The sequence below is a fragment of the Paraburkholderia sp. 22098 genome (assembly GCF_052045935.1).
Lineage (GTDB): Bacteria > Pseudomonadota > Gammaproteobacteria > Burkholderiales > Burkholderiaceae > Paraburkholderia > Paraburkholderia caledonica.
On record NZ_JBQEPV010000001.1, the window covers coordinates 360,342 to 386,409 of the forward strand.

The window sequence follows — 26,068 nt, forward strand, 5'->3', positions numbered from 1 at the left end:
CCCCCGCCAATGTCCCTCTTCCGCAAAAAGAGCGTCGAGCACATGATCGCGACGAGCGCTCAGAATGCCGGCCTCAAAAAAGCGCTCGGCGCGCTCGACCTCACGTTTCTCGGCGTCGGCGCCATCATCGGCACCGGCATTTTTGTGCTCACGGGCACGGGCGCCGTGCAGGCAGGCCCTGCGCTGATGGTCTCGTTTCTGATCGCCGCCGTGGCCTGCGGCTTTGCCGCGCTGGCATATGCCGAGTTCGCGTCGACCATTCCGGTCGCGGGCTCCATCTACACCTATTCGTACGCGACGCTCGGCGAACTGGCCGCGTGGATCATCGGCTGGGATTTGATGCTCGAATATGGGCTCGCCACCTCGGCTGTGTCCGTTGGCTGGTCGGGGTACTTGCAATCGCTGCTGTCGGGCTTTGGCGTCTCGCTGCCCGTCGCACTGACGGCGGCGCCCGGCGCGCTGCCTGGTCACGAAACGCTCTTCAATCTGCCCGCGTTCCTCGTGATGATGGCGATTACCGCCTTGTTGTCGGTGGGCGTGCGCGAATCCGCGCGGATCAACAACATCATGGTCGCGATCAAGGTGGTCGTGGTGCTGCTGGTGATCGCCGTGGGCGTATTTCACGTGACGCCGGCCAACTGGCATCCGTTTATGCCGAACGGCTGGAACGGCGTGTTCGGCGCGGCGGCGGTGATGTTCTTCGCGTTCATCGGCTTCGACTCGGTGTCATCCGCCGCCGAAGAGGTCAAGAACCCGAAGCGCGATCTGCCCATCGGCATCATTGCGTCGCTCGGCGTGTGCGCGGTGTTGTACGTGGCGGTCGCGGCGGTCGTGACCGGCATCGTGCCGTCGGCGCAGTTCGCGAACATTTCGCATCCGGTGTCGTACGCATTGCAGGTCGCGGGGCAAAAATGGGTGGCGGGCTTTATCGACCTTGGCGCGGTGCTCGGCATGCTCACAGTGATTCTCGTGATGGCTTACGGCCAGACCCGCGTGATCTTCGCGATGTCGCGCGACGGCTTGCTGCCCGCGCGGCTCTCGCGCGTGCATCCGCGCTTCGCGACGCCGTTTTTCACCACATGGCTCGTCGGCATTTTCTTCGGGCTGATCGGGGCGCTCGTGCCGCTGAATGTGCTGGCCGAATTGATCAACATTGGCACGCTCGCCGCATTCTCGATGGTGTCGATTGCGGTTCTCGTCTTGCGTAAGACGCATCCTGAATTGCCACGGGCGTTTCGCTGCCCGGGTGTGCCGGTAGTGCCGGTGCTCGCCGTCGCGTCGTGTGTGTTTTTGATGGCGAATCTGCAAGCTGTGACGTGGGTCGCCTTTGTAGTGTGGCTTCTGATCGGAATGGTGATTTATTTTGGCTACTCGCGGCGTCGGTCGCATCTGGCCAGATAACGGGTGGTTGCTGAGGGCGGGCAAAAAACCCCTCATAGCGCGCCCGCCCGATTTGTGCTTTACTTTTCGGCAGACTCATAAAAACCGCAGCACCCTAATCGGGCCCATGAAGGCAGGCTGAAGGCGAAAACAAAACGGTCCGGTTTCACCCCATAAGGAGACGACTTCATGGCGATCAGCATCAGTCTGACGGTGAACGGCGCGCCCATCAGCGCTTCAGTCGAGCCCGGCACCCTGCTTGTGCAGTTCCTTCGCGATCAACTCCGGCTCACCGGCACGCACGTCGGCTGCGATACGGCCCAATGCGGCGCATGCACCGTCCACCTCGACGGCCGCGCAATCAAATCCTGCAATATCCTCGCGGCCCAGACGGACGGCGCGCAGATCACCACCATTGAAGGCCTCGCCAAAGACGGCGCGCTGCATCCAATGCAAGCCGCCTTCAAACACTGTCACGGCCTGCAGTGCGGCTTCTGTACACCCGGCATGGTGATGAGCGCGATCTCGCTCGTGCAGCGTCAGCCAGATCTCACCGGCGAAGACGTCCGCACGCAACTCGACGGCAATCTCTGCCGCTGCACTGGCTACCACAACATCGTCAAGGCAGTGCTCGAGGGCGCCGAAGGGATGAAGTCCTCCGGCACAGCCAACGCCACCGCAAATGCCGATGCGAATGCATCGACAAACGCCAACGCAGCGGCCACCGCCTGAGGAGCCGACGATGAACGCACCCGAAACTCACAGCCTGATCGGCGCTTCCGTCGAACGTAAGGAAGACTACCGGTTTCTGACCGGCAACGGCCAGTACACCGACGACATCCTGCTACCTCAGCAAACCTACGCAGTGTTCCTGCGCTCGCCGCACGCGCACGCAAAGATCAACAGCATCGACACGACCGCGGCGAAACAGTCGCCGGGTGTGGTCGCGATCTTTACCGGCGCGGATATGGCCGCGGAAAACGTCGGCGGCCTGCCGTGCGGCTGGTTGATCCACAGCACCGACGGCAAGCCGATGAACGAGCCGCCGCATCCGATCATCGCGCATACGAAAGTGCGACACGTCGGCGATCAGGTCGCACTCGTGATCGCCGATTCGATCAAGGCCGCGAAAGATGCCGCCGAACTGATCGAAGTCGATTACGACGTTCTGCCCGCTGTGGTCGATACCGCGCATGCAGCCGATGCAGGCCAGCCGGCCGTTCACGACGAAGTGCCGGACAACGTCTGCTACAACTGGGGCCACGGCGACAAAGCCGCGACCGACGCCGCCTTCGCCAAAGCAGCGCACGTCACGACGCTCGACATCGTGAACAACCGCCTCGTGCCGAACGCGATCGAGCCGCGCGCCGTGAATGCCAGCTATTCGTCGCAGGACGACAGCTACACGCTTTACGTCGCCAATCAGAATCCGCACGTCGAGCGTCTACTCATGGCCGCTTTCGTGTTGTCGTTGCCCGAGTCGAAACTGCGCGTGATCGCGCCGGACGTCGGCGGCGGCTTCGGTTCGAAAATTTTCCTGTATGCGGAAGACGTCGCGCTGACATGGGCGTCGAAGAAAATTCGCCGCCCCGTGAAATGGACCGCCGAACGCTCGGAAGCTTTCCTGTCGGATGCGCATGGCCGCGACCACGTGACGAAAGCCGAGCTGGCAATGGATGCCGACGGCAAGTTCCTCGCCATGCGCATTCACACGATCGCGAACATGGGTGCGTATTTGTCTACGTTCGCTTCGAGCGTGCCGACCATCCTCTACGCGACGCTGCTCGCGGGTCAGTACGCGACACCCGCGATCTACGCGGAAGTGAAAGCCGTTTTCACCAACACCGTTCCCGTCGATGCGTATCGCGGTGCGGGCCGTCCGGAAGCGACCTATGTTGTCGAGCGTCTGGTCGAGACCGCCGCGCGCGAGATGAAGCTCGATCCGGCAGAAATTCGCCGCCGCAATTTCATCCGCGAATTTCCTTATGCGACGCCGGTCGGCCTCACCTACGACACCGGCGACTACGAGACGATCCTCGCGCGCTCGCTCGAACTCGCCGATGTGAAAGGCTTCGAAGCGCGCAGGCAGGAATCCGAACGGAACGGCAAGCGGCGCGGCCTGGGTTACTCGTGCTACATCGAAGCATGCGGACTCGCACCGTCGAATATTGCCAGCGCGTTGGGCGCTCGCGCGGGCCTCTTCGAAGTCGGGCAGATTCGCGTGCATCCGACCGGTTCGGTCACCGTGTTCACCGGCTCGCATAGTCACGGCCAGGGTCACGAAACGACCTTCGCGCAAGTGGTCGCGGACCGGCTCGGTCTTCCGCTCGAAAGCGTCGAGATCGTGCACGGCGACACCGGCCGCATTCCGTTCGGCATGGGCACGTATGGCTCACGCTCGATCGCGGTGGGCGGCTCGGCGATCATGAAGGCGCTCGACAAGATCGAAACCAAGGCGAAGAAAATTGCCGCGCATCTGCTCGAAGCCGCGGCGGAAGACATCGAATTCAAAGACGGCGTGTTCCGGGTCGCGGGCACGGATCGCACCAAGGCCTTCGCCGAAATTTCGCTCGCTGCTTACGTGCCGCACAACTATCCGCTCGACGTGCTCGAACCCGGCCTCGAAGAAAGCGCGTTCTACGATCCGAGCAATTTCACTTATCCATCGGGCGCGTACATCTGCGAAGTGGAAGTCGATCCGGATACCGGCGTGTGCCGGATCCAGCAGTTCACCGCGGTGGACGATTTCGGCAACGTGATCAATCCGATGATCGTGGAAGGCCAGGTTCATGGCGGACTCGGTCAAGGCATCGGGCAAGCCATGCTCGAACGCTGCGTGTACGACAACGAGAGCGGTCAACTGATGTCGGGCTCGTATATGGACTACGCAATGCCGCATGCGTCGGACCTTCCCGACTTCACCGTGGAAACCGCGAAGGGCACGCCGTGCACACACAATCCGCTCGGCGTCAAAGGCTGTGGCGAAGCGGGCGCGATCGGTTCGCCGCCGGCGGTGATCAACGCGATCATCGACGCGCTCGCGCCCTTGGGCGTGACCGATCTGCAAATGCCGGCAACGCCACATCGCGTATGGTCGGCGATTCACGCCGCCAAGCAGGCAGCCCATTGAGACCCTGAGCGGAGCATTCGACATGTATTCATTCGAGTATCAACGCGCGACGGATCCGCAAGCGGCCGCCGCAGCCATTTCTGCCGACAGCGACGCCAAGTTTCTCGCCGGCGGTCAGAGCCTGTTGCCCACCATGCGGCTGCGTCTCGCGCAGCCCTCGCAACTGATCGACGTGACGCGCATTCCCGCGCTCAAGTCGATCGACGTCGACGCAAATCTGGTCACGATCGGCGCGGCCGTCTGCCATGCCGATGTAGCCGATCACGCCGAGTTGCGGCGCGTGTCGCCGGCGCTCGCGGATCTCGCCGCGCACATCGGCGACCGTCAGGTGCGCGCGCTCGGCACGCTGGGGGGCTCGCTTGCCAACAACGATCCCGCCGCGTGCTATCCAGCTGCTGCAATGGGATTGGACGCAACCATCGTCACGCAGCGTCGGCGCATTGCATCGAGCGACTTTTTCGTCGGCATGTACGAGACGGCACTGGAGCCGGACGAGTTGATCGTCTCCGTTGAATTTCCCGTTCCCGAGCGCGCCGCCTACGAGAAATTCCGCAATCCGGCGTCGCATTTCGCGCTCGTCGGCGTGTTCGTCGCGAAGTTCGCTAGCGGCGTGCGTGTTGCGGTGACGGGCGCGGCGGCGTCTGTCTTTCGCGTGCCCGAACTGGAAAGCGCGTTGTCGGCGAACTTCACGCCGGAGTCGGCGCGAGCGGTCAGTGTGCCGTCGGCGAATCTGAACGACGACATGCACGCGAGCGCCGAGTATCGCGCGCATCTGATCCCCGTTCTGGCGGCGCGAGCGGTAGCGAAGGCAAACGCTTAGTCTTGCTTGCTATTGGCTGCTGACGTGTCGAGCGTGTAGCTCGCGCACGTCAGTCGCTCGCACACGTCAGTCGCTCGCATTCGCCAGCGCATGCTATATCGCGCAACGAACGCGCTTCACGTTTCATTGACGCTGCATTTGACGAGCAGACAGCGCGCAGATTCAGGAACGCCATGCACCCCGTTTCAATCGACGACACCCTCGCGCAACTCGCCGCTCAGAACTACTTCGCGAGCCGCGAGCTTGCGACTGCGTTGTATCTCGCGCTGTGTATGGACCGGCCGTTGTTCGTCGAAGGCGAGCCGGGCGTCGGCAAGACGGAACTTGCGAAGGCCGCCGCCGGCATGCTCGATACGTCGATGCTGCGGCTGCAATGTTATGAAGGGCTCGACACGGCCAGCGCGCTATACGAATGGGACTATCCGCGTCAGATCATGGCGTTGCGTCTCGCGGAAGCCGCCGGTCAACGGCCCGATAACGACACCCTGTATCGCGGCGAATTCCTGCTCAAGCGTCCGTTGTTGCAAGCGCTGATGCCCGACGAAAATCATCCGGGCGCGCGGCGCGTGCTGCTGATCGACGAAATCGACCGCGCAGATGAACCGTTCGAAGCGTTCCTGCTCGAACTGCTCTCCGACTTCCAGGTGTCGATTCCCGAGTACGGCACCGTGCGCGCAACGCAACCGCCGCTCGTCGTGATGACGTCGAACCGCACGCGCGAAGTGCACGACGCGTTGAAACGCCGTTGTCTCTATCAGTGGATCGGCTATCCGGAGCGCGATCGCGAACTTGAAATTGTCGCGGCGCGTGCGCCGAAGACATCGGCGGAGTTGCAGCGGCGCGCGGTCGATTTCGTGCACCGTCTGCGCGGCATGGACCTGTTCAAGGCGCCGGGTATCGCCGAAACAATCGACTGGTGCCGCGCGCTCGAAGCACTGTCGGTCACGGAACTCGATCCGCAATCGGTGCAGAACACGCTAGGTGTACTGCTCAAGTATCAGGACGATCTGGCGCGTGTCGACGCGGACCAGATCGCGCAGTGTCTCGCCGCGCCGGGGTAGCGGGCATGACGACGCCACCCTCCGCAGACGAGACAGCGCCGCTTCCTGCCGGACCGGCAACGCTCGCTCGCAACGTGGTGCATTTCGTGCGCGTGCTGCGCGGCGCGGGCCTACCGATGTCGCCCGCACACGCCGTCGATGCGCTCGCCGCGCTGCACTGGATCGACTTGAGCCGCCGCGACGACGTGCGCGCAGCGCTAGCCGCGTCGCTCGTCTCCGCGCCCGACGAGCGCGAGCTTTTCAATGCCGCATTCGATCTGTTCTGGCGGGATCCGGATTGGGAAGGGAAGCTGCGTGCGCTGCTTCTGCCGAAGGTCCGCGACGGCCTTCCGCCGCCAAGACGCAATAACCGTCTCGCCGACGCGCTGGCGGTCCGCGCGCCGCCCTCGCCGCACACGCACAGCCCGCAGGAAACCGAGCGGCAGGAATTGCGCGCGCACGTCACCTTCAGCGCGGAAGAGCGGCTGCGTCATCGCGATTTCGACACCCTCTCCGCCGATGAATGGCGCACGCTGCGCCATCTGATCCGCGCTCAGCGTCTGCCGCTTGCGAAGGAGCCGACACGCCGCCTCAAGGCCGCGTCGCATGGTACGCATGCGGACCTGCGCGCGAGTGCGCGGCAGGCGGTGCGCGCGGGCGGCGACTGGACCGTGTGGAAATATCGCGCGGTGGTCGAGCGCAAGCCGCCGCTGGTTCTGATGCTCGACATATCCGGTTCGATGAGCAGTTATTCGCGCGCGGTGCTGTATTTCTGCCACGCGCTCGTGCAGTCGCGTGAACGCCTGCAGGTTTTTCTGTTCGGCACACGCCTTACCAACGCGACCCGCGCATTGCGCGAGCGCGATCCGGATGTGGCGATTGCCGCGCTCACCGAACAGGTCGTCGACTGGTCGGGCGGCACGAGAATCGGTGCGGCGCTCGCTGAATTCAACCGGCGCTGGGCGCGGCGCGTGCTGACTGGTCGCGCAACGGTGCTGCTCGTGACCGACGGCCTCGATCACGAAGCGATCGACGTCCTCCAGATGGAAATGGCCCGCCTGCGTCGCTTCGCGCACCGTATCGTATGGCTTAATCCGCTGCTGCGTTTCAGCGGCTTTTCTCCGAAGGCGCGCGGCGTTCAGGCGATCCTGCCCTACGTCGACGCGCATCGTCCGGTTCATAATCTAGACAGCCTGGCCGCATTCGGCCGCGACCTCGCGCAACTCACGCGCGCGCCGCGTCGGGAAGTTGCTGCCACGTCAACCGCAGGAGCAAGTCCATGGAACTGACCGAAACTCATACGCTGCCGGTTTCGCAGCAGCGTACGTGGGATGCACTGAACGACACCGAGGTTTTGCGCGCCTGCATTCCGGGCTGCGAAAGCATCGACCCGGACGGCGAGAATGCGTACCTGGTGGCGTTGAGCGCCGCGGTCGGCCCGGTCAAGGCGCGCTTCAAAGGCCGCATGCAACTGACCGATATCGACGCGCCCAACGCGTACAACATCGTGTTCGAAGGCCAGGGCGGCGCGGCTGGCTTCGCGAAGGGCAACGCGCGAGTCACGCTCGAAGCCGACGGCGAAGCAGCGACGAAGCTCAGCTACACCGCGAACGCGCAGGTCGGCGGGAAGCTCGCGCAGATCGGCTCGCGGCTCGTCGATGGCGCGGCGCGCAAGATCGCCGGCGAGTTTTTCAAGCGCTTCGGCGCACGATTCGATGGCGAAGGCGCCGGTGCCGTCAGCGATGAAAACCCTGAAGATGCCGGCGGCGCTGCAGCCGCCGACGCGGAGGGGCACAATACGGCATCGACCGAGGCCGCGGACGGCGAGTCCGGCGGCGATGCAACGAAGAGGAAGAAATCATGGACAGCGTGGATCTCGAAGTCCTGAAATCCAGTGCACGTTGGCTGGAAGAGGGACATCGCGCGCTACTGGTGACGGTGGTGAAAACGTGGGGCTCGTCGCCGCGCCCCGAGGGCGCGATGCTCGCGGTGCGCGACGACGGACTCGTAGTCGGCTCGGTGTCGGGCGGCTGCATCGAAGACGACCTGATCGATCGCGTGCGGCAGCGGGGCATCGAGCAGGCGCATCCCGAGGCCGTGAAATACGGCATCTCGGCAGAAGAGGCGCATCGCTTCGGACTGCCTTGTGGCGGCACGATCCAACTGGTGCTCGAACCGTTGACGCCGCAAAGCGGTATCGCCGAACTCTGCAATGCCGTGGAAGAAGGCCGCCTCGTGGCGCGCGAACTGAACATGAATTCGGGTGAGGCGCGGCTCGGCAAAGCGCTCGCGACAGACGGCGTGCTTTTCGACGGCGAGCGTCTATTGACGATTCACGGTCCGCGTTACCGCATGCTCGTGATCGGCGCGGGACAGTTGTCGCGCTATCTGTGCAATATTGCAGTGGGTCTCGACTATCAGGTAACGGTCTGCGACCCGCGCGAGGAGTACACCGAAGAGTGGAACATCCCCGGCACGAAGATCGTGCGGACCATGCCGGACGACACCGTGCTCGACATGAAGCTCGATGAGCGCTGCGCGGTCATTGCGCTCACACACGACCCGAAGCTCGACGATCTGGCATTGATGGAAGCGCTCAAGACGCCGGCGTTCTACGTCGGCGCGCTGGGTTCGAGGCGCAATAATCAGGCGCGTCGCGAGCGGCTCAAAGAGTTCGACCTGAGCGACACGGAACTGGCGCGATTGCATGGGCCGGTCGGCATTTATATCGGCAGCCGCACCCCGCCTGAAATTGCTGTGTCGATTCTCGCCGAAGTGACGGCGGCGAAAAACGGCGTTTCGTTGCCCACACTGCTTCAGGTCGAGGGTGCGAAGGCAGCGCGCGAGATTGCGGCGTCCGGCGGGGAAGCCTGCAGCGCGTAGTCGTCTGAACACCCCGGGCGTTCAGCCACATGGCTGGCGCGACGCCCGGCGGCTTACATCATTCCGCAAACCACGGCGGCAATCACCGATCCGCCGATCAGCACCACGCCCACCACACGGCGCTTGTTCAGTTCGGTCCACAACAGCACGCCGGTCAGCGAAAGCAGGATCAGCGAGCCGGCAATCGTATCGACCAGCAGCATCCATCCGATGCTCAAACCCACGCCCTTGTGCAGATTGGTCATCGTCGCGAGGAAGGAATTCTGCGTGCGTTTGACCGCGACGAAGCCGTTGCCGACCCAGTACTCGGCCTGCACGTTCTGCGTGGGCGCGGCGAACGCAATCTGCCAGAACTCGGGCTGAATCGTGCTGCGATCGCCCCAAGCCACGGGATGCGCCGGCTCGCGCTTCATCCTGCCAGGCTTACCGTCGATCTTCAGTTCGCCCTTGAGCCACTTCGCCATGTCCATCGGCGAATGAAACGGCTTTTCGGGCACGGCCATTTGCAATTCTTCGACCTGCGGTTGTCCGGTCGATACCTTCATCGGCCCCGCGCGATGGTTCAGCAGGAAGCCGGTTGCGCCGAACAGGAGTCCGAGCACCGCGCCCCACAAGCCAACCCAGCCATGCACCTTGCGCAGCCACTTAATGAAGTTCGCGCGCCGCGAACGCTGACGCCGTGCCGCCTGCTCTGCGTCGTCCATCAGATGATGGCCGGGCCGCTGTTCATGGGCGACATATCGCGAAGCGCCATTGGCAGCAGGTTTCATATCGATCGAATCAGGCGCGTTCACATCATGCTCCAGGCACGGCAGGTTGAGCCGCCGACCGCGCGCAGACAGGAGCGCGCTCAGAGACGGGCGGCGACGGAATTTCTGAGGGAGAGAGCGGACAGCTCCGGCTTGCGGTCCAGAGCCGTCCTGTTGAAAGGCTGGCTGGCAGTCACAGAGGAGGAGAAATGTGACAGGAAGCTGGCGATGCCCTTCAATTGAGAATGGCTATCATTACACAACTGGCGCTTTTGCTCAATCGCGGCAAAAAGCTCACACCGGCCACAAAGGCCCTTCCTGCATCGCGCCGAGTTGCTCGCGCATTTCGAGGATGCGATCTTCCCAATAACGTTGCGTGTTGAACCACGGAAACGCTGCCGGAAACGCCGGATCGTCCCAACGGCGCGCGAGCCACGCCTGGTAATGAATCAGCCGCAGTGTGCGCAGCGCTTCGACCAGATGCAGTTCACGCGGCTCGAAGTCGCAGAAGTCTTCGTAACCGGAGAGCAGATCCGCCAGCGCGCGCGATGCCTCAGCGCGCTCGCCGGGCAGCAGCAGCCACAGGTCCTGCACGGCCGGACCCATGCGGCTGTCGTCGAAGTCGACGAAATGCGGGCCCGAGTCGGTCCACAACACGTTGCTCGGATGACAGTCGCCGTGCATGCGGAGCATGCGGATCTCGCCGGCCCGCTCAAATGCACGCTCCACGCCTTCCAGCGCCAGATTGACGACAGTTTCCCAGGCAGCGCGCACGTCGTCGGGTATGAAGCGGTGCGCGAGCAGGAAATCGCGCGGTTCATAGCCGAACGTTTGACTGTCGAGCGTGGGACGCTCCGTGTAGTCTTGCGTCTGCCCAACCGCGTGAATGCGGCCGATGAAACGCCCAAGCCATTCAAGCGTAGCTCGCCGGTCGAGATCGGGCGCGCGTCCGCCGCGGCGCTCGAAGATCGAGAAACGGAAACCATCGAAGGTATGCAGCGTGCGGCCCTCGTACGCACGCGCCGGCACAGCGGGAATCTCCCGCGCGGCCAGTTCGGCAACGAACGCGTGTTCTTCGAGAATGGCGGCGTCGCTCCAGCGCTCAGGACGATAGAACTTCGCAACGACGGGCGGGCCGTCTTCGACGCCCACCTGATACACGCGGTTCTCGTAGCTGTTGAGCGGCAACATACGGCCGTCGGTACGTACGCCGACTGTGGCGAGCACGCTGTCGAGCGCGTCGAGCACGATTTCCGGCTGGAGCCGGGCGAAAGGCACGGCGCGGTCTGCGCCGTCCTGTGTATCGAGAATGTCGTTCATGCCCGCATTGTGCGCCGCGCCGCCGTCAAAGACGAGTGCGAGTGAACATGGGGCACGCGTCTGCCGTCACGCGACAGACGCGCCAAACGGTAATCGCTTCAATGCATCTGCGCGCTTGACGGACGCACGAGTTCGCCGGTGTCGATAAGGTCTTCGAGGAAAAAGGGTTCAGTGTTCAGTTGCGGCGAAGCGCCGGGCTCGCCGGCATACCACGCCACCATGGCCATGTCGCCGAGAATGCGCATGACGATTCCGCGCGCGCCCTGCGGCACGGCGATATGCACTGATCGGACAATGGAACCGATTTGCATGATGTTTCCCCGTTCTCCCATAGCCGGCTTTATAAGTTCGCGCCGGTCAAGGTGATGATAAAAGCGCCGCTTCGCCGGTAACGTTGCGTACGCACCCAAACAGCTGCGCGTGAATACGCGTGAGAGCTTCGAGTCATTGTTCCCGTTTTGCGGGGCCTTGGAAAGCGGGAACTGAGGGCGCTTCACCCGTCGTTTCGCTTGATTCGTCGAGACGCGCGGCATCGCGACGAGACCATCATAAACCCTCGTGGGCAGAGATATCAAAAACGTGCGGCGTCTGCGCGACGCGTGCGTTGCGGCGCACGCAGGCGCCATTTTCAGCGTATCCTTAACTGTTTTGCACGAGCGTCGTCTCGCGCGTGACGGCCGCCATCGCGCCGCGCCTGATACATCGCTGCCGGTTGTTCATCTGCTTCGTTCCGCCTTCTGCTCTTTGCTTTCTGCCGTGCCCAATACCTCCGACACGCCTTATCTCGAACGCGGCACCCGTGCTTACTGGCGCGCCAGCATTGCGTTGCTGTTCGCGGGCTACGCCACGTTTTCGTTGCTCTATTGCGTGCAGCCGCTGCTGCCGTCGTTTTCAGCGGCATTCAACGTGACGCCCGCGCAAAGCAGTCTTACTGTCTCGTTCACGACAGCAGCGCTAGCAGTCGCCATCTTCATGGCCGGCTTCGTCTCCGAAGGTTGGAGCCGTCACAAGCTGATGACGATGTCGCTCACCGTCTCCGCGCTCCTCACCATCGGCGTGTCGATCGCGCCGCAATGGCACCAATTGCTCGTGCTGCGCGCGCTCGAAGGTCTCGCGCTCGGCGGTGTGCCGGCCGTCGCGATGGCTTATCTCGCGGAAGAAGTGCACCCGGACGGCCTCGGTCTTGCAATGGGCCTCTACGTCGGCGGCACGGCAATCGGCGGGATGGCGGGGCGCGTGATTACGGGCATCGTCGCCGATCTGTTTTCATGGCGCGTTGCAATCGGAACCATTGGCGTGCTCGGCATTCTGTCGATGCTCGCGTTTCGCTCACTGCTACCGCCGTCGCGCCATTTCGTGCCGCGGCGCGGGCTGGGCTTCACGCATCATCGCAGCGCGCTCGTCAGGCAATTCAGGCGGCCGGGTCTGCCCATGTTGTTCCTGCTTGGCTTCGTGCTGATGGGCAGCTTCGTCACGCTGTACAACTACATTGGCTACCGGTTGCTCGCGCCACCGTACCGGTTGAGTCAAACCGAGATCGGCGCGATCTTCGTGGTGTATCTGACGGGCGTGATCGCCTCGCCGTGGTCGGGGCGCATGGCTGACACGTTCGGCCGCGCTCGTGTGCTGACGGCAAGCCTGCTTTTGATGGCCCTGGGACTCGCACTCACCATGTTGAGTCCACTTTCGGCGATTGTCGGCGGGATCGCATGCGTGACGTTCGGCTTCTTCGCCGGGCACGCCGTCGCGAGCGGCTGGGTCGGGCGACTTGCCAAAGAGGCGAAAGGCCAGGCGGCCGCGCTGTATCTGCTTGCGTACTACATCGGCTCGAGCCTGGTCGGCTCGTACGGCGGCCACATGTGGGCCGGTTATGGATGGAACGGCGTTGCTGGACTGGTCTTCGCACTGCTCGCGATCGGCGTGCTGGCGACGCTGAGGTTACGGCGGCTCGACCAGGCCTGAGCTTGCTCCGCGAATGTGCGACTGCCTCCATCGCACAGTTCGGCCGGTGATTCGCATTGCATTGGAATTCCGGAAAAAGTAAGCCGCGCGTAAGCAAACGCTTCACAGTTTCTGACGGGGTTTGCTGCGTCGCGACAATCGCGCGAATCCTTGCGGCGACTGGGTTCTACGGATTGCGAATAAACCTCCTGGATGTACCGGACGCGCCTACGCCGCCTCCACCGTCACCTATACTCAAATCGAGCGTTGCAGCGTGCGACTCTGAACGAGACCCGCTCATTACGCCGCCAATAGAAAAGGAGACGAGTATGACGACCTATTTCACGATCGGCGATTTCATTCTGGTCATTCCGATGGCGCTCGCCGGGGCATTGTTCGTAGGCGCGCTTCCTTGCAAGACGGAATTGCGGCACAACGCGCTGCGCGTGCTGGGCGCCCTGCTCGGCGTAATGTTCGCAGTCGTGCTGGTCGAAGGCTTGCCCGCGCTCGTATAGTAAAAAGCCGCCTGATCGGCGGCTTTCGTTTTTCAGTTGGATGGCGGCAGCCCCGCCGGAATCAGACCGCCTGATCCGTCGACGGCTTTTCCCACAAGTTGACGCCGCCCTCCGTCGCATAGCGGTCGATCTCCGCGAGTTCCTCTTTCGAGAACGCGAGGTTCTTCAGCGCGCCGACGTTCTCGCGCACCTGTTCGGCACGGCTCGCGCCGATCAGCACCGAGGTCACGCGCGGATCGCGCAACGCCCACGCAAGCGCCATTTGCGCGAGGCTTTGTCCGCGACGCTGAGCGATATCGTTCAGCTTGCGTACATGCTCGATGTTCTGCGCGCTCAAATGCTCCTCTTTCAGCGAACCGCCGCCCGGCTTGTTGACCCGCGCGTCTTGCGGCACGCCGTTCAGATACTTGCCGGTGAGCAGACCCTGTGCGAGCGGCGTGAACGCAATGGTGCCCGCACCGACCTGTTCGAGCGTGTCGAGCAGATCCTGTTCGATCCAGCGATTGAGCATGTTGTACGCGGGCTGATGAATTAGCAACGGCACTTTGTATTCGGCGAGCAGCTTCGCCATTTCGAGCGTCTTGCTCGCCGAGTACGACGAAATGCCGATGTAAAGCGCCTTGCCCTGCTGCACCGCGCTCGCCAGTGCGCCGGCGGTTTCCTCGAGCGGCGTGCGCGCATCGAAACGATGCGAATAGAAAATGTCCACGTAGTCGAGGCCCATACGCTTCAGACTTTGGTCGAGACTCGCGAGCACATATTTGCGCGAACCGCCGCCTTGTCCATACGGACCGGGCCACATGTCCCAACCGGCCTTCGACGAAATCAGCAGCTCGTCGCGATACGGTCTGAAGTCGTCCTTGAAATGGCGGCCGAAGTTGGTTTCGGCGCTGCCATACGGCGGCCCGTAGTTGTTCGCGAGATCGAAATGCGTGATGCCAACATCAAACGCGGCGCGCAGAATTTCGCGTTGAGTCGAGAGCGGCGTCGTATCGCCGAAGTTGTGCCACAAGCCGAGCGACAGCGCGGGAAGTTTGAGACCTGATTTGCCGCACACGCGGTATTGCATGTCCGAATAGCGTTCTGAAGCTGCTTCGTAAGCCATTGCTGGTGTCCTTGATGGTGATGTCGCCCGGTAATCTGCGGGCATGGGCAATCGCATGCTGCGGGAGGCGTGCTGCTGTGGGTTTGTTTTTATGTGCGGTCAGACCGATATGGTAGCCAATCGACGGGATGCGTGCAGACGCCCAATATGCAGGATGGACGACTGCTTGCGGGTCCCCTACACTTTCGCCGTTCGAGCTTATGGAGCGTTAAATGACGAAAGCGATTTCAATCGCGTTGATTGTCGGCGGCATTCTGTTGCTGTATTTCGGCGGGCAGGCGTTTAATTCGGTCAGCAGCGACGTGTCCCGCGTCTTTACAGGTTCACCGTCGAACAAGGCGATCATGCTGATCGTAGGCGGCGTGGTGGCGACGCTCGCGGGAATAACGGGCATCGCCCTGTCTGGCCGCAAGCGCTAGGCGAACAGCGGCGCAGGCCTGGGTGGCAACAAAAAACGACCAAAAGACGACAAAAAGGCGCTGAAAAGCGCCGAAAAGTCAGAACGCGATTTCAGGCTTCGCCGCTGACCGGCTGCCCGGCAATGGCACATTGCTCGCGCCGTGATATGTGTACACGAGCGAGAACTTCACCTGATCGCTGATGTTCTTGCCGGCCGAATGCAGCGTATTGCAATGAAAGAACACCACGTCCCCGGCTTTCAGTTCCGGTGACACGGCGGCGCGAATCCATGCCTGGTTTTCCTCGAGATCGGAGCGGAAGAACTTCGCGTCGTCGAAGCGTTCACCCGTGAATGCAGCCGTGTGCGATCCAGGTACGAACCATAGCGCGCCGTTGTCGACGGTTTCGTTGCCTAGCGCGAGCCATACCGAAACGAGATCGTCGCGCTCGAACGACCAGTAGCGCACATCACGATGCCAGCCAGTCAAGCTGCCGTACGCCGGATGCTTCGTCATCATGCAATTGTGATGGGCGCGCGACAGGCGCGGCTCCTCACCGAAATACAGTTCCATCCACCCGCGAATTTCCGGCGCAGTTGCCCATTCGGCGAAACTGCGATCGCGGGCATACGCGTCGAGCAATCGCCGCACGCTCTTGCCGCCGGGCGCATGCCGGGAAGACGGCGCTCCGGGGTACTGCAAATCCGCTTCGAACTCGACCGGCGCCGCGGCTTCGTTCAACTGACGTTGCGCGACCCGCTTCATCTCCTCGCATCGCTCGACCGGCACGAGGCCAGGCACGACGACGAAGCCCTGCTCCCGCAATGCTTGAATCTGCTCTTTCTTCGAATGAAATGACATGGTGTTCCGTGACCGTCGACAAACCGATGTTCGATTGTAAAACGGGCGCGATCATATCGCCCGGTGTTTGACGTCGCACGTTGCGATGAACTTGATGCAACCCGGCCATTTGCGCACTGTTTGCATGCGGCTCGCGATGGCGCCGCACATTTCCCGGGCAGCGGCGCACGCTAATCGTCCGCGAAGGGTGGGAGCAATGTCCGTCTCAAAGCTTCATGCACCCTCGTGAAAACCCGTATCCGCAGGGTAAAAACCGACTTTCAGACGTCACGAATCACGTGTAGCCTGCTCGCATGTTGATCGCTATTCCCGCCTGTTTGCGCGCTGCACCGGCCATCAAGGCCCGCCCGGCTGTCCGCCGCGCAGTTTTCCATCGAATCCCGGGCTCCCGCGCAGTCGATCGCGATGCCGCCATTGGCATGCTTGGTGCTGCTATCGGCGCACATCTGACCGCGCGACACGTTGCCTACCTGTGAAGCCATGCATACTCTTCTGAGCACCCGTTTTACCCGAGCCGCACTCAAAGCGGCCCGCCCCGCGCGCCGCCACGTAGTGCGCGCTCTGCGTCACCACGCCACGCGCACGCGCGCTTTAGGCGAACAATGGCGCGATGCCCGAGCGGTCGACGGCATTCGCACCTGGTTCAATACGTTCTTCTCGGCGCTGCGCACACGCGGCGGTTCGCGCCGCTTCTCACTGCGCACTCTCCTGCGCAAACCGACACCGCTGCGTCTGAGCTCGAAGCAGCGCGCGCCAGTCGCCGTGCCGGCGCAAAGCGCGAGCCGCCGTCCCCGCCGGATGTCGACGAACGGCAGCACGGGCTGGTTTGCGTTCGCGTTTGCGAGCCGCTAAAGCGCCGCTAGCGAGCCGCTAAACATCACGCGTCGCTAGCTGCAACGCGGCGGCGTCGGACGGTTTAGAGCACACCAGCGCTCAAGCCACGCGCGATGCCGACGCATCGCCCTTTGTCCGCGCCGAACCGCCGAACAATCGACGGCCAATAAAAAACCCCGCGCGGCGCAAGCCGGCGGGGTTTTTCGTATTAAAGACGCGTGCAGCTAGCGTTAATCGGCCAGCGCGGCGACCGGTTCCGTACCGGCAGCTTCCGCGAGCGCAAGAGCCTTGTCGGTGGCTTCCCACGTGAATTCCGGCTCTTCGCGGCCGAAGTGACCATAAGCCGCGCTCTTCTCGTAGATCGGGCGCAGCAGGTCGAGCATCTGGATGATGCCCTTCGGACGCAGATCGAAATGCTCCTGCACGAGGCGCGTGATCGTTGAATCCGAAACGCGGCCCGTGCCGAACGTGTTGACCATGACCGAAGTCGGTTGCGCCACACCAATTGCGTACGACACCTGAATCAGGCAGCGCGATGCAAGACCGGCCGCCACGATGTTCTTCGCGACATAACGGCCAGCGTAAGCAGCCGAACGGTCGACCTTCGACGGATCCTTGCCCGAGAACGCGCCGCCGCCGTGGGGCGCCGCGCCGCCGTACGTATCGACGATGATCTTGCGTCCCGTCAAACCGCAGTCGCCTTGCGGACCGCCGATCACGAAACGGCCGGTCGGGTTCACGAGAAACTTGATGTCGCCCTTGATGAGTTCAGCCGGCAGCGTCGGCTTGATGACTTCTTCGATCACGGCTTCGCGCAGCGTATCGAGGTCGATGTCCGGCGAATGCTGCGTGGACAGCACCACGGTGTCGATGGAGTGCGGCTTGCCGTCGACATAGCGCACGGTGACTTGCGATTTCGCGTCCGGACGCAGCCAGGGCAGACGGCCGTCACGGCGCAGGTTCGCCTGACGCTCGACCAGACGATGCGACAGGTGGATCGGCAACGGCATCAATTCAGGTGTTTCTTCGCACGCGTAACCGAACATCAGACCCTGGTCGCCCGCGCCCTGATCGAGGTTGTTGTCGTGTGCACGGTCCACGCCCTGAGCGATGTCCGGCGACTGCTTGTCGTACGCGACGAGCACCGCGCAACCGCGGTAGTCGATGCCGTAGTCGGTGTTGTCGTAGCCGATGCGCTTGATCGTGTTGCGCGCGATCTGGATGTAGTCGACGTTGGCGGTCGTGGTGATTTCGCCCGCGAGCACCACGAGACCCGTGTTGCACAGCGTTTCCGCGGCAACGCGCGAGTATTTGTCCTGCGTCAGGATGGCGTCGAGAATCGCGTCCGAAATCTGGTCAGCGACTTTGTCGGGATGGCCTTCGGAAACGGATTCGGAGGTGAAGAAATAGTCGTTTGCCACGTTGCAGACTCCTGTTTTGTGGTTACGGTTGAGTTTCACGTAGCCAGCTTCGGGAGTCTGAAGCGGCGACGCTTTAGCGGATTACCTTACCGGCAGGCGCATATCACGTGGATCGCACCGCCCGGCTTCGCCCCGCAAGTTGTCTATTAACTCGGCGAAGCCCTTATTATAGCGACTTCCATTGATTGTCACAGAGTGCCCACGAGTGCGGTATCACGTCCACCTCTTCGCTTTCCTGAATCCCGTCCCGCAAAGCGCCTCCACGGAGGCCACATGCTGAGCCGCCTTGGAGCCCGGCTCGCGATCGGCCTGCTCAAACTTTTCGCGCTGCTGCCGTATGGTCTCATCGCCCGTCTCGGCGACGGACTCGGCTGGCTGCTGTATCAGATTCCCAGCCGGCGCAAGCGCATCGTCCATATCAACCTGAGCTTGTGCTTCCCCCAATGGAGCGACGAGCGGCGCGAAGAAGTCGCGCAGAAGCATTTCCGTCACGCGATCCGCAGTTACCTCGAACGCAGCGTGCAATGGTTCGGCTCCGCCAGGAAACTCGAAAAGCTCATTCAGCTCGACAGCGCGATCGATTTGACCGACCCGAATCTGCCGCCCACGCTTTTTCTCGGCTTTCACTTCGTCGGCATCGAGGCTGGCTCGATCTTCCTCAATTACTCGCTCAAGCGCCGTTGCGGCTCGCTTTATCAGCCGATGTCGAATCCGGAGCTGGAAGAAGTCGCCAAGGCGGCCCGCGCGCGTTTCGGCGCGGACATGGCAAGCCGCGCCGACAGCGCGCGCATCGTGCTGCGCTGGTTGCGCGAACGCAAACCGGTCATGCTCGGCGCCGATATGGACTACGGCGCGCGCAATTCAACGTTCGTGCCGTTTTTCGGCGTGCCGACCTGCACGCTGACCGCCGTCGGGCGTCTTTCGAAAGTCGGTCATGCGCAAGTCGTGCCGTTCATCGGCGAAGTGCTGCCTAATTACAAGGGTTATCGCCTGAAGGTGTTCAAGCCGTGGGACAACTATCCGACCGGCGACGACGAAGCGGATGCGCGGCGCATGAACGCTTTCCTCGAAGAACAGATTCCGTTGATGCCCGAGCAGTACTACTGGGTCCACAAGCGTTTCAAGACGCGGCCGCCCGGCGTGCCGAGCGTGTATTGAAATCGGTTGCCGGCTAGTGAGCGCGGAAGCAACGCGCAGTTCGGCTCACCCGTTCGGCTCACCCGTTCGGCTCACCGACTTGGCTCACCGGTTTGGCTTACTTCTGGGCGCGTCACTTACAATAGCGTGATGAAACTGAAATTCACCAAAATGCACGGCGCGGGCAACGACTTCGTCGTGCTCGACGGCTACACCCAACCGGTCAACCTCACGCCGGCGCAGGTGCGCGCGCTTGCGGACCGGCATTTTGGCGTCGGCGCCGACCAGCTTCTGCTAGTCGAGAAGCCGACGGTAGAAGGCGTCGATTTCAGATATCGCATCTTCAATTGCGACGGCGGCGAAGTCGAACATTGCGGCAACGGCGCCCGCTGCTTCGTGAAGTTCGTCCGCGACACGGGCCTCACCGATCAGCGCAGCGTGCGCGTGCAGGTGCAGAACGGCACGATCACGCTGACCATGCAGGAAAACGGCGAAGTGCTGGTCGATATGGGCGCGCCGGTGTTCGACCCGGAACGCGTGCCTTTCGCTACCAAAGGTCTCGAAGGGCGCCGGGAAGGCGCGGACACGCTATGGCCGCTCGACATCAACGGCACCACGCGCTGGATTTCGGTCGTGTCGATGGGCAATCCGCACGCCGTGCAAGTGGTCGACGACGTGGAGCAATTCCCTGTGCTCGTCGAAGGTCCTGTGATCGAGCGGCACGCGCGCTTTCCGCAGCGGGTCAACGCTGGCTTCATGCAAATCGTCGGTCGCAGCGAAATCAAACTGCGCGTGTATGAGCGCGGTGCCGGTGAAACGCTGGCATGCGGCACGGGCGCCTGTGCGGCGGTCGCAGCGGGCATTCGCCGCGGACTGCTCGACGCGCCCGTGCTCGTCCATACGCATGGCGGCAAGCTCACCATCTCATGGGACAGCAAGCAGCAAAACGAGCCTTTGCTGATGGCGGGCCCCGCCACAACCGTTTTTCAGGGCGAGATCGAACTGGCCGATTGAACGCCTCCAGTTCCATCGCGCATGACTGGTGCACAACCTCTTTTGACCGACGCGTCGCATGAAGGCGTCGTCCCGTAGTCCTACAGCCGAAACCATGAACGATCGCGAAGTCGCCGAATACCTGCTCGCCAACCCCGAATTCTTCGCCGAACACGCGGAAATCCTCGCGACCATTCGCCTCGCGAACCCGCACGGCAAAGCCGCGGTGTCGCTGCAGGAGCGGCAAATGGAAATGTTGCGAGACAAGAACAAGCATCTCGAGCGCCGGCTTGCCGAACTGCTGCGCTACGGCCACGAAAACGACAGCATCGCCTCGCGCTTCAATCGCTGGACGATCCGCGTCATGTCCGAGCGCGACTCGTACGCGCTGCCGCGCACGATCGCCAACGGCTTGCGCGACATCTTCGACGTGCCGCAGGCCGCGTTGCGCGTTTGGGACGTCGCCGAGCCGTACGCCCAGGCGGACTTCGCGCGCCACGTCGGCGAGGAAGTACGCATTTTTGCAAACAGCCTGACCGCCCCCTATTGCGGCGCGAACACGGGTTTCGAAGCGGCGCAATGGCTGGTGCCTGCGACCGGCGCAACCGGCGCGGCCGACGAACACACGTCGGGCGGCGCCGCGCCCGAGTCGGCGCATGTGACGGAGTCGATTGCACTTCTCGCGCTGCGCGATCCGGAGGGCAAGGAAGAAGCGCCGGCTTTCGGCCTGCTGGTAATGGGCTCGGCGGATGCGCGGCGCTTCCACGAAGGCATGGCGACCGACTTCCTCACGCAGATCGGCGGGCTCGCGAGCGCGGCGCTCAGCCGTCTGCTGCCGCGCTGATTCAGCGAGCGCCACGCGTCAACCGCCGGTTAAAAAGCCAACCGTGACCGAAGCCGATCCCATCGCCGCCTATCTGTCGAATCTCGAACATGAGCGGCGGCTGTCGGCCCATACCTTGCGCGGCTACACGCACGAACTCGAAGAACTCCGGCTGCTGGCCAAGGGCCGGCCGCTGGAAAGCCTTACCGCCGTCGACATTCGCGGCGCCGTTTCGCGCGCGCATGCCGGCGGACTGACGGCCCGCTCGATCAGTCACCGCTTGTCGGCATGGCGCGCGTTTTACCGCTGGCTCGCCGGCCGCGTCGATCTGCCCGCCAATCCGGTCGCCACCGTGCGCGCGCCGAAGCAGGCCAAGACGCTGCCCAAGGCACTGTCCGTCGACGACGCCAATCGCCTGATGGAAAGCCCGCCCGCCGCATCGGCGGAAGGTTTGCGCGATCACGCCATGCTTGAACTGTTCTACTCGTCGGGGCTGCGTCTCGCGGAACTCGTCGGTCTGGACGCCCGTTTCGCCGACGGCGACGGTTATCGCTCGGCGGGCTGGCTCAAGCTCGATTCCGCCGAAGTCGAAGTGCTCGGCAAGGGCAACCGGCGCCGTATCGTGCCGGTCGGCAGCAAGGCGCTCGACGCGCTCAACGCGTGGCTGGCAGTGCGCGACCAGATGGTAAAGCACGACCCGCATCCGCTTTTTCTGTCGGCGCGCGGCAACCGGCTGTCGCCGAACGCGGTGCGCGAGCGCGTGAAGCGCGCGGCCCTTGTGGCCGGCATTCCCGCTAATGTGCATCCGCACGTGCTGCGGCATTCGTTCGCCACGCACGTGCTGCAGTCGAGCGGCGACCTGCGCGCCGTGCAGGAATTGCTCGGGCACGCGAGCATCACGGCGACGCAGGTCTACACCGGGCTCGACTTCCAGCATCTCGCGCACGTCTACGATCAGGCGCATCCGCGCGCCAAAAAACGCGACTGACGCCGCTTTGCGGCTTTCGGTCTCCGCCTTCGCCTCATCCGTCGCGCGTGCGCAGCAAGCCGCGCGGCCTTTTGCTCTCGCTGACATCCTGATGAATATCGTTACGCTCAAACCGTCGAAAGATAAATCGCTGCTGCGCCGCCACCCGTGGGTCTATGCGAACGCGATCGACCGGGTCGACGGCAATCCCGCGCCCGGCGCGACTGTGCTGGTGCGCGCCCATGACGGCCGGTTTCTCGCGCGCGCCGCGTACAGCCCACACTCGCAGATCCGCGCCCGCGTGTGGAGCTTCGACGAAAGCGAACCGATCGATCATGCGTTTTTCAAGCGCCGCGTGCAGCGTGCGCTGGCGCACCGTCGAACCATGGTTCACGACACCGGCGCAGTGCGGCTCATTTTCGGCGAAGCGGACGGCCTGCCGGGGCTGATCGTCGATCACTATGTCGCCGAAGACGAAGGCCAGCGCAGCCAGCTCGTGTGCCAATTCATGGCGGCCGGCGTGGAGGCGTGGAAGGAGGCGATCGTTGCGGCGCTGGTCGACGCGACCGGCTGTCCGAACGTCTACGAGCGTTCGGACGTGTCGATTCGTCAGAAGGAAGGGCTCGAACAGACGACCGGCGTGCTGGCGGGCGAGCCGCCCTCGGACACGCTGATCGCGAGCGAGAACGGCGTGCGCTATCACGTCGACGTGCGTAATGGCCATAAAACCGGCTTTTACGTCGATCAGCGCGACAACCGCCTGCTCGTGCAGCAGCTCGCGCAGGATCGCGACGTCTTGAACTGCTTCTGCTACACCGGCGGTTTTTCGCTGGCGGCGCTGAAAGGCGGCGCGAAGCGCGTGGTCTCGATCGATTCGTCCGGCGAAGCGTTGGCGCTCGCCCAGCAGAACGTGGCGGCAAACGGTTTCGACGCCGAACGCGCGACCTGGCTCGACGCCGACGCGTTCAAAACGCTGCGCCGCCTCCACGACGAGGGCGAGCGCTTCGACCTGATCGTGCTCGATCCGCCGAAATTCGCGCCTTCGCGTGAACACGTGGACCGCGCGTCGCGCGCTTACAAGGACATCAACCTGACCGGCCTCAAATTGCTGCGCCCGGGCGGCCTGCTGTTCACCTATTCGTGCTCCGGCGCGATCGATTCCGAGTTGTTCCAGAAGATCGTGTCGAGCGCCGCCGCCGATGCACGCGTCGACGCGCGCATCCTCAAGCGCCTCGGCGCCGGGGTGGATCATCCGTTGCTCACAGCATTCCCGGAAGGTGAATACCTGAAAGGCCTGCTGTTGCAAATCGCCTGATCGCCTATAGATTCAGGGTTATTTCGCGCCGAGGCGTGCGCGGCGAGGGCTTTCAATCCCGCCTGCCAGCGCCGGCTTGACAGATATGTTTCAATAACCGGCTAGACGGGCCGCGCGCCGCGAGGCTGCCGCGCCCGCTTATGCATACGCATCGTTTCACGACCATATAGGCGAACAACATGATCCCAGTCACTATCCTGACCGGCTTTCTCGGCAGCGGCAAAACCACCCTGCTCAAGCGCATCCTGAATGAAAAGCACGGCATGAAGATCGCCGTGATCGAGAACGAGTTCGGCGAAGAAAACATCGACAACGAAATTCTCGTGCAGGACACGAGCGAGCAGATCATCCAGATGAGCAACGGCTGCATCTGCTGCACGATCCGCGGCGACCTGTCTCGGGTGCTCAGCGACCTGGCCGCGCAAAAGCAGTCGGGTAAGCTGGATTTCGACCGCGTGGTCATCGAAACGACCGGCCTCGCAAATCCGGGCCCCGTTGCGCAGACCTTTTTCATGGACGATCAGATCGCCAGCGAATTCCTGCTCGACGCGATCATCACGCTGGTCGACGCCAAGCACGCGAACCATCAGCTGGACGAGCATGAAGTCGTGCAACGCCAGGTCGGTTTCGCCGACCGCCTGTTCATCACCAAGGCCGATCTCGTCGACGAGCAGCACCTTGCCGATCTGCGCCACCGTCTGCTGCACATGAATCCGAAGGCCGCGATCAAGGTCGTCAATTTCGGCGAAGCGGACATCAAGGAGATCTTCGACCTGCGCGGTTTCAACCTGAATTCGAAGCTCGAGATCGATCCGGACTTCCTCGTTGAAGACGAACACGCGCATAGCCATGCGCACGCGCACGACGAGCACGGCCATACGCACGCTCATGGCGACGATCATGCGAACTGCGATCACGACCATGGCCATTGCGATCACGAAGGCCATGATCACGCGCACCATCATCACGCGCATCACGACGACAAAATCAAGTCGTTCGTGTACCGCAACGACCGTCCGTTCGATCCGAACAAGCTGGAAGACTTCCTCGGCGGCATTCTGCAGATTTACGGCGAACGGCTGCTGCGCTACAAGGGCGTGCTGTACATGAAGGGCGTCGATCGCAAAGTCGTCTTCCAGGGCGTGCATCAGATGATGGGCAGCGATCTCGCGGCGAAATGGCAGCCGGTCGAGAAGAAAACCAACAAGATGGTGTTTATCGGTATCGAATTGCCGCAAGACCTGATTACAGACGGTTTGGACGCCTGTCTCGCCTGAACGACGTTGTCGGCATTCAGGCAATAGTCAGCAGAAAAAGCATGACGCGGCGGCGCAATTGCCGCCGTGAAATGTGCGCTGGCGCACACGTGTGAAAAGCGCGTGAAAACCCTGCTGTATTAATGCGTGCACGACCATCGCTTTTTGACCGTTCGCGCGTTATATTTTCGGGATACCGGTGCGCCGCAGAGGGATTTCCACCAGTTGCGGTGCCGGATTGTGATTCAGTTACAATACGTGCCCACTGGAGAATGAGAACGATTTGCCCGGTCAGTGCGCGGTCAGTGAATAGTGCGCGCCGGGCCTGAAGCGGCGCCGGAAAATCTAATCCGGGGAACACGCCGACAGTGCCCGCCGCCGCCTGACAAGGTTGGTGCCCGGGAGCAATACCTCAGGAGCATTTGAGAATCGGTTTCCAGAGGAGTTCGGCCCCGCATTGGCGTTACGACGCCCGAGTTGGGCGAGAGACGCTCCGGCGTCACGACAGCCCATCGTCCGTGTCCGCCCTGCGCTCCGCGTCCCAGGCGCCTTGCGGGCAATACGAAAGTGCGGGCACTATGCAGAGTTTTGCCTCACATTGAAGAAGTAAGCCAGATGACGACGAAACGACTCTTGACCGAAGCCGAAATCCTGAAGATGAGCGACAAGGATTACATGAATGAGGATCAGCTCGCTTTCTTCAAGAACAAGCTCGAACAGCTGCAGGCGGACATTCTCCGCAATGCCGGCCAGACGACCGAGAACTTGCGCGAGACCGTGATCGTGCCGGACCCGGCCGACCGCGCAACGATCGAGGAAGAGCACGCTCTCGAACTGCGCACGCGCGACCGCGAGCGCAAGCTGCTGAAGAAGGTGCAGCAGTCGATCGCGCGCATCGACTCTGGCGACTACGGCTGGTGCGAAGAAACCGGTGAGCCGATCGGCATTCCGCGTCTGCTCGCGCGGCCCACGGCTACGCTGTCGCTCGAGGCGCAGGAGCGCCGCGAACTGCGCCAGAAGCTGTTCGGCGACTGAACGCCGGCGGCGCGGCTTCGGCGCCGCGCCAACAAACGCTGCTTCGTCGAGAGGCGCACGGTGATCCGTGCGCCTTTTTTCTTTTGCGCGCGAATCTCGCACATCACGCGGGCACGTTATCCTGCGAAGTCACGTTTTTTGTCTT

26 protein-coding genes are annotated in these 26,068 nt (G+C 62.7%); 19 read left to right on the forward strand and 7 right to left on the reverse strand.

Annotation, left to right across the window (positions count from 1 at the left end; genetic code table 11):
* Window positions 1–9: 9 nt before the first annotated feature.
* From ACTJLB_RS01655 to ACTJLB_RS01690, 8 genes are all read left to right on the forward strand, one after another.
* Window positions 10–1,401, forward strand: coding sequence for an amino acid permease (locus tag ACTJLB_RS01655; RefSeq protein ID WP_020067217.1), 1,392 nt, complete (start codon window positions 10–12; stop codon window positions 1,399–1,401).
* A 168-nt stretch (window positions 1,402–1,569) separates the two neighbouring features.
* A complete protein-coding gene (locus ACTJLB_RS01660) occupies window positions 1,570–2,112 on the forward strand; it encodes a (2Fe-2S)-binding protein (RefSeq protein ID WP_440782259.1) in 543 nt (180 codons plus the stop codon).
* 10 nt (window positions 2,113–2,122) lie between these two features.
* On the forward strand, window positions 2,123–4,510 hold the full coding sequence (locus tag ACTJLB_RS01665; RefSeq protein ID WP_440782260.1) for a xanthine dehydrogenase family protein molybdopterin-binding subunit: 2,388 nt from the start codon (window positions 2,123–2,125) through the stop codon (window positions 4,508–4,510).
* Window positions 4,511–4,532: 22 nt separating this feature from the next.
* Complete coding sequence (locus tag ACTJLB_RS01670; RefSeq protein WP_440782261.1) at window positions 4,533–5,330, forward strand: FAD binding domain-containing protein; 798 nt, start codon at window positions 4,533–4,535, stop codon at window positions 5,328–5,330.
* A gap of 173 nt (window positions 5,331–5,503) precedes the next feature.
* Window positions 5,504–6,391: an AAA family ATPase gene (locus ACTJLB_RS01675; protein ID WP_440782262.1), complete on the forward strand. Its 888-nt coding sequence runs from the start codon at window positions 5,504–5,506 to the stop codon at window positions 6,389–6,391.
* Between the two features lie 5 nt (window positions 6,392–6,396).
* Entirely contained in the window at window positions 6,397–7,659 is a 1,263-nt protein-coding gene (locus ACTJLB_RS01680) for a vWA domain-containing protein (RefSeq protein WP_440782263.1), read from the forward strand.
* Entirely contained in the window at window positions 7,650–8,258 is a 609-nt protein-coding gene (locus tag ACTJLB_RS01685) for a CoxG family protein (RefSeq protein WP_087751722.1), read from the forward strand. Before ACTJLB_RS01680 ends, ACTJLB_RS01685 begins: the two co-directional genes overlap by 10 nt.
* Window positions 8,231–9,253 (forward strand): XdhC family protein, encoded by a 1,023-nt coding sequence (locus ACTJLB_RS01690; RefSeq protein ID WP_020067225.1) that lies wholly within the window; start codon window positions 8,231–8,233, stop codon window positions 9,251–9,253. The genes ACTJLB_RS01685 and ACTJLB_RS01690 overlap by 28 nt, the downstream gene beginning before the upstream one ends.
* A gap of 53 nt (window positions 9,254–9,306) precedes the next feature.
* On the opposite strand, the gene ACTJLB_RS01695 is transcribed toward ACTJLB_RS01690, so the two are convergent.
* The 3 genes from ACTJLB_RS01695 to ACTJLB_RS01705 form a co-directional block, all read right to left on the reverse strand.
* Window positions 9,307–10,047, reverse strand: coding sequence for a PepSY-associated TM helix domain-containing protein (locus tag ACTJLB_RS01695; RefSeq protein WP_020067226.1), 741 nt, complete (start codon window positions 10,045–10,047; stop codon window positions 9,307–9,309).
* A 249-nt stretch (window positions 10,048–10,296) separates the two neighbouring features.
* Entirely contained in the window at window positions 10,297–11,322 is a 1,026-nt protein-coding gene (locus ACTJLB_RS01700; RefSeq protein ID WP_440782265.1) for a serine/threonine protein kinase, read from the reverse strand.
* A 98-nt stretch (window positions 11,323–11,420) separates the two neighbouring features.
* Window positions 11,421–11,633, reverse strand: a complete 213-nt coding sequence (locus tag ACTJLB_RS01705; protein WP_006050502.1) for a hypothetical protein — start codon at window positions 11,631–11,633, stop codon at window positions 11,421–11,423.
* 445 nt (window positions 11,634–12,078) lie between these two features.
* Here ACTJLB_RS01705 and ACTJLB_RS01710 point away from each other — a divergent pair, with 445 nt between their 5' ends.
* Together ACTJLB_RS01710 and ACTJLB_RS01715 are read left to right on the forward strand one after the other, a co-directional pair.
* Complete coding sequence (locus tag ACTJLB_RS01710; RefSeq protein WP_440782266.1) at window positions 12,079–13,284, forward strand: MFS transporter; 1,206 nt, start codon at window positions 12,079–12,081, stop codon at window positions 13,282–13,284.
* A 308-nt stretch (window positions 13,285–13,592) separates the two neighbouring features.
* Window positions 13,593–13,778, forward strand: a complete 186-nt coding sequence (locus tag ACTJLB_RS01715) for a hypothetical protein (protein ID WP_020067230.1) — start codon at window positions 13,593–13,595, stop codon at window positions 13,776–13,778.
* Between the two features lie 61 nt (window positions 13,779–13,839).
* Here ACTJLB_RS01715 and mgrA read toward each other — a convergent pair whose 3' ends face one another.
* Window positions 13,840–14,883, reverse strand: a complete 1,044-nt coding sequence (gene mgrA, locus ACTJLB_RS01720; RefSeq protein ID WP_440782267.1) for an L-glyceraldehyde 3-phosphate reductase — start codon at window positions 14,881–14,883, stop codon at window positions 13,840–13,842.
* A gap of 212 nt (window positions 14,884–15,095) precedes the next feature.
* On the opposite strand from mgrA, the gene ACTJLB_RS01725 reads away from it, so the two are divergent.
* Entirely contained in the window at window positions 15,096–15,302 is a 207-nt protein-coding gene (locus ACTJLB_RS01725) for a DUF3185 family protein (protein ID WP_027776789.1), read from the forward strand.
* 78 nt (window positions 15,303–15,380) lie between these two features.
* Here the strand turns inward: ACTJLB_RS01725 and ACTJLB_RS01730 are convergent, their stop codons facing one another.
* Together ACTJLB_RS01730 and ACTJLB_RS01735 are read right to left on the reverse strand one after the other, a co-directional pair.
* Entirely contained in the window at window positions 15,381–16,142 is a 762-nt protein-coding gene (locus tag ACTJLB_RS01730) for a phytanoyl-CoA dioxygenase family protein (protein ID WP_440782268.1), read from the reverse strand.
* A 260-nt stretch (window positions 16,143–16,402) separates the two neighbouring features.
* On the reverse strand, window positions 16,403–16,624 hold the full coding sequence (locus ACTJLB_RS01735) for a hypothetical protein (protein ID WP_440782269.1): 222 nt from the start codon (window positions 16,622–16,624) through the stop codon (window positions 16,403–16,405).
* Here ACTJLB_RS01735 and ACTJLB_RS01740 point away from each other — a divergent pair.
* Window positions 16,623–16,994 (forward strand): hypothetical protein, encoded by a 372-nt coding sequence (locus ACTJLB_RS01740; RefSeq protein WP_440782270.1) that lies wholly within the window; start codon window positions 16,623–16,625, stop codon window positions 16,992–16,994. The two genes, ACTJLB_RS01735 and ACTJLB_RS01740, sit on opposite strands and share 2 nt — an antisense overlap.
* A 212-nt stretch (window positions 16,995–17,206) precedes the next feature.
* On the opposite strand, the gene metK is transcribed toward ACTJLB_RS01740, so the two are convergent.
* Window positions 17,207–18,397 carry a methionine adenosyltransferase gene (metK, locus tag ACTJLB_RS01745; RefSeq protein WP_020067236.1) on the reverse strand — a complete coding sequence of 397 codons (1,191 nt, stop codon included), beginning with the start codon at window positions 18,395–18,397 and terminating at the stop codon, window positions 17,207–17,209.
* Between the two features lie 273 nt (window positions 18,398–18,670).
* Between metK and ACTJLB_RS01750 the strand changes: the two genes are divergently transcribed.
* The 7 genes from ACTJLB_RS01750 (at window position 18,671) to dksA (ending at window position 25,923) form a co-directional block, all read left to right on the forward strand.
* Window positions 18,671–19,555 carry a lipid A biosynthesis lauroyl acyltransferase gene (locus ACTJLB_RS01750; protein WP_214878101.1) on the forward strand — a complete coding sequence of 295 codons (885 nt, stop codon included), beginning with the start codon at window positions 18,671–18,673 and terminating at the stop codon, window positions 19,553–19,555.
* A gap of 129 nt (window positions 19,556–19,684) precedes the next feature.
* Window positions 19,685–20,548, forward strand: a complete 864-nt coding sequence (dapF, locus tag ACTJLB_RS01755; RefSeq protein ID WP_440782271.1) for a diaminopimelate epimerase — start codon at window positions 19,685–19,687, stop codon at window positions 20,546–20,548.
* A gap of 94 nt (window positions 20,549–20,642) precedes the next feature.
* Window positions 20,643–21,371 carry a DUF484 family protein gene (locus ACTJLB_RS01760; protein WP_440782272.1) on the forward strand — a complete coding sequence of 243 codons (729 nt, stop codon included), beginning with the start codon at window positions 20,643–20,645 and terminating at the stop codon, window positions 21,369–21,371.
* Window positions 21,372–21,414: 43 nt separating this feature from the next.
* Window positions 21,415–22,338: a tyrosine recombinase XerC gene (xerC, locus tag ACTJLB_RS01765; protein WP_440782273.1), complete on the forward strand. Its 924-nt coding sequence runs from the start codon at window positions 21,415–21,417 to the stop codon at window positions 22,336–22,338.
* A gap of 91 nt (window positions 22,339–22,429) precedes the next feature.
* Window positions 22,430–23,632, forward strand: a complete 1,203-nt coding sequence (locus ACTJLB_RS01770) for a class I SAM-dependent rRNA methyltransferase (protein WP_440782274.1) — start codon at window positions 22,430–22,432, stop codon at window positions 23,630–23,632.
* A 179-nt stretch (window positions 23,633–23,811) separates the two neighbouring features.
* Entirely contained in the window at window positions 23,812–24,909 is a 1,098-nt protein-coding gene (locus ACTJLB_RS01775; RefSeq protein ID WP_020067242.1) for a CobW family GTP-binding protein, read from the forward strand.
* A 594-nt stretch (window positions 24,910–25,503) separates the two neighbouring features.
* Window positions 25,504–25,923, forward strand: coding sequence for an RNA polymerase-binding protein DksA (gene dksA / locus ACTJLB_RS01780; protein WP_012431412.1), 420 nt, complete (start codon window positions 25,504–25,506; stop codon window positions 25,921–25,923).
* The last annotated feature ends 145 nt before the right edge of the window (window positions 25,924–26,068 follow it).

Excerpts from the sequence above, each read along its gene's own strand:
- ACTJLB_RS01655 (WP_020067217.1), top strand. The coding sequence starts at position 10 with ATGTCCCTCTTCCGCAAAAAGAGCGTCGAGCACATGATCGCGACGAGC.
- ACTJLB_RS01660 (WP_440782259.1), top strand. The coding sequence starts at position 1,570 with ATGGCGATCAGCATCAGTCTGACGGTGAACGGCGCGCCCATCAGCGCT.
- ACTJLB_RS01665 (WP_440782260.1), top strand. The coding sequence starts at position 2,123 with ATGAACGCACCCGAAACTCACAGCCTGATCGGCGCTTCCGTCGAACGT.
- ACTJLB_RS01670 (WP_440782261.1), top strand. The coding sequence starts at position 4,533 with ATGTATTCATTCGAGTATCAACGCGCGACGGATCCGCAAGCGGCCGCC.
- ACTJLB_RS01675 (WP_440782262.1), top strand. The coding sequence starts at position 5,504 with ATGCACCCCGTTTCAATCGACGACACCCTCGCGCAACTCGCCGCTCAG.
- ACTJLB_RS01680 (WP_440782263.1), top strand. The coding sequence starts at position 6,397 with ATGACGACGCCACCCTCCGCAGACGAGACAGCGCCGCTTCCTGCCGGA.
- ACTJLB_RS01685 (WP_087751722.1), top strand. The coding sequence starts at position 7,650 with ATGGAACTGACCGAAACTCATACGCTGCCGGTTTCGCAGCAGCGTACG.
- ACTJLB_RS01690 (WP_020067225.1), top strand. The coding sequence starts at position 8,231 with ATGGACAGCGTGGATCTCGAAGTCCTGAAATCCAGTGCACGTTGGCTG.
- ACTJLB_RS01700 (WP_440782265.1), bottom strand. The coding sequence starts at position 11,322 with ATGAACGACATTCTCGATACACAGGACGGCGCAGACCGCGCCGTGCCT.
- ACTJLB_RS01705 (WP_006050502.1), bottom strand. The coding sequence starts at position 11,633 with ATGCAAATCGGTTCCATTGTCCGATCAGTGCATATCGCCGTGCCGCAG.
- ACTJLB_RS01715 (WP_020067230.1), top strand. The coding sequence starts at position 13,593 with ATGACGACCTATTTCACGATCGGCGATTTCATTCTGGTCATTCCGATG.
- mgrA (WP_440782267.1), bottom strand. The coding sequence starts at position 14,883 with ATGGCTTACGAAGCAGCTTCAGAACGCTATTCGGACATGCAATACCGC.
- ACTJLB_RS01725 (WP_027776789.1), top strand. The coding sequence starts at position 15,096 with ATGACGAAAGCGATTTCAATCGCGTTGATTGTCGGCGGCATTCTGTTG.
- ACTJLB_RS01730 (WP_440782268.1), bottom strand. The coding sequence starts at position 16,142 with ATGTCATTTCATTCGAAGAAAGAGCAGATTCAAGCATTGCGGGAGCAG.
- ACTJLB_RS01740 (WP_440782270.1), top strand. The coding sequence starts at position 16,623 with ATGCATACTCTTCTGAGCACCCGTTTTACCCGAGCCGCACTCAAAGCG.
- ACTJLB_RS01735 (WP_440782269.1), bottom strand. The coding sequence starts at position 16,624 with ATGGCTTCACAGGTAGGCAACGTGTCGCGCGGTCAGATGTGCGCCGAT.
- ACTJLB_RS01750 (WP_214878101.1), top strand. The coding sequence starts at position 18,671 with ATGCTGAGCCGCCTTGGAGCCCGGCTCGCGATCGGCCTGCTCAAACTT.
- dapF (WP_440782271.1), top strand. The coding sequence starts at position 19,685 with ATGAAACTGAAATTCACCAAAATGCACGGCGCGGGCAACGACTTCGTC.
- ACTJLB_RS01760 (WP_440782272.1), top strand. The coding sequence starts at position 20,643 with ATGAACGATCGCGAAGTCGCCGAATACCTGCTCGCCAACCCCGAATTC.
- ACTJLB_RS01770 (WP_440782274.1), top strand. The coding sequence starts at position 22,430 with ATGAATATCGTTACGCTCAAACCGTCGAAAGATAAATCGCTGCTGCGC.
- ACTJLB_RS01775 (WP_020067242.1), top strand. The coding sequence starts at position 23,812 with ATGATCCCAGTCACTATCCTGACCGGCTTTCTCGGCAGCGGCAAAACC.
- dksA (WP_012431412.1), top strand. The coding sequence starts at position 25,504 with ATGACGACGAAACGACTCTTGACCGAAGCCGAAATCCTGAAGATGAGC.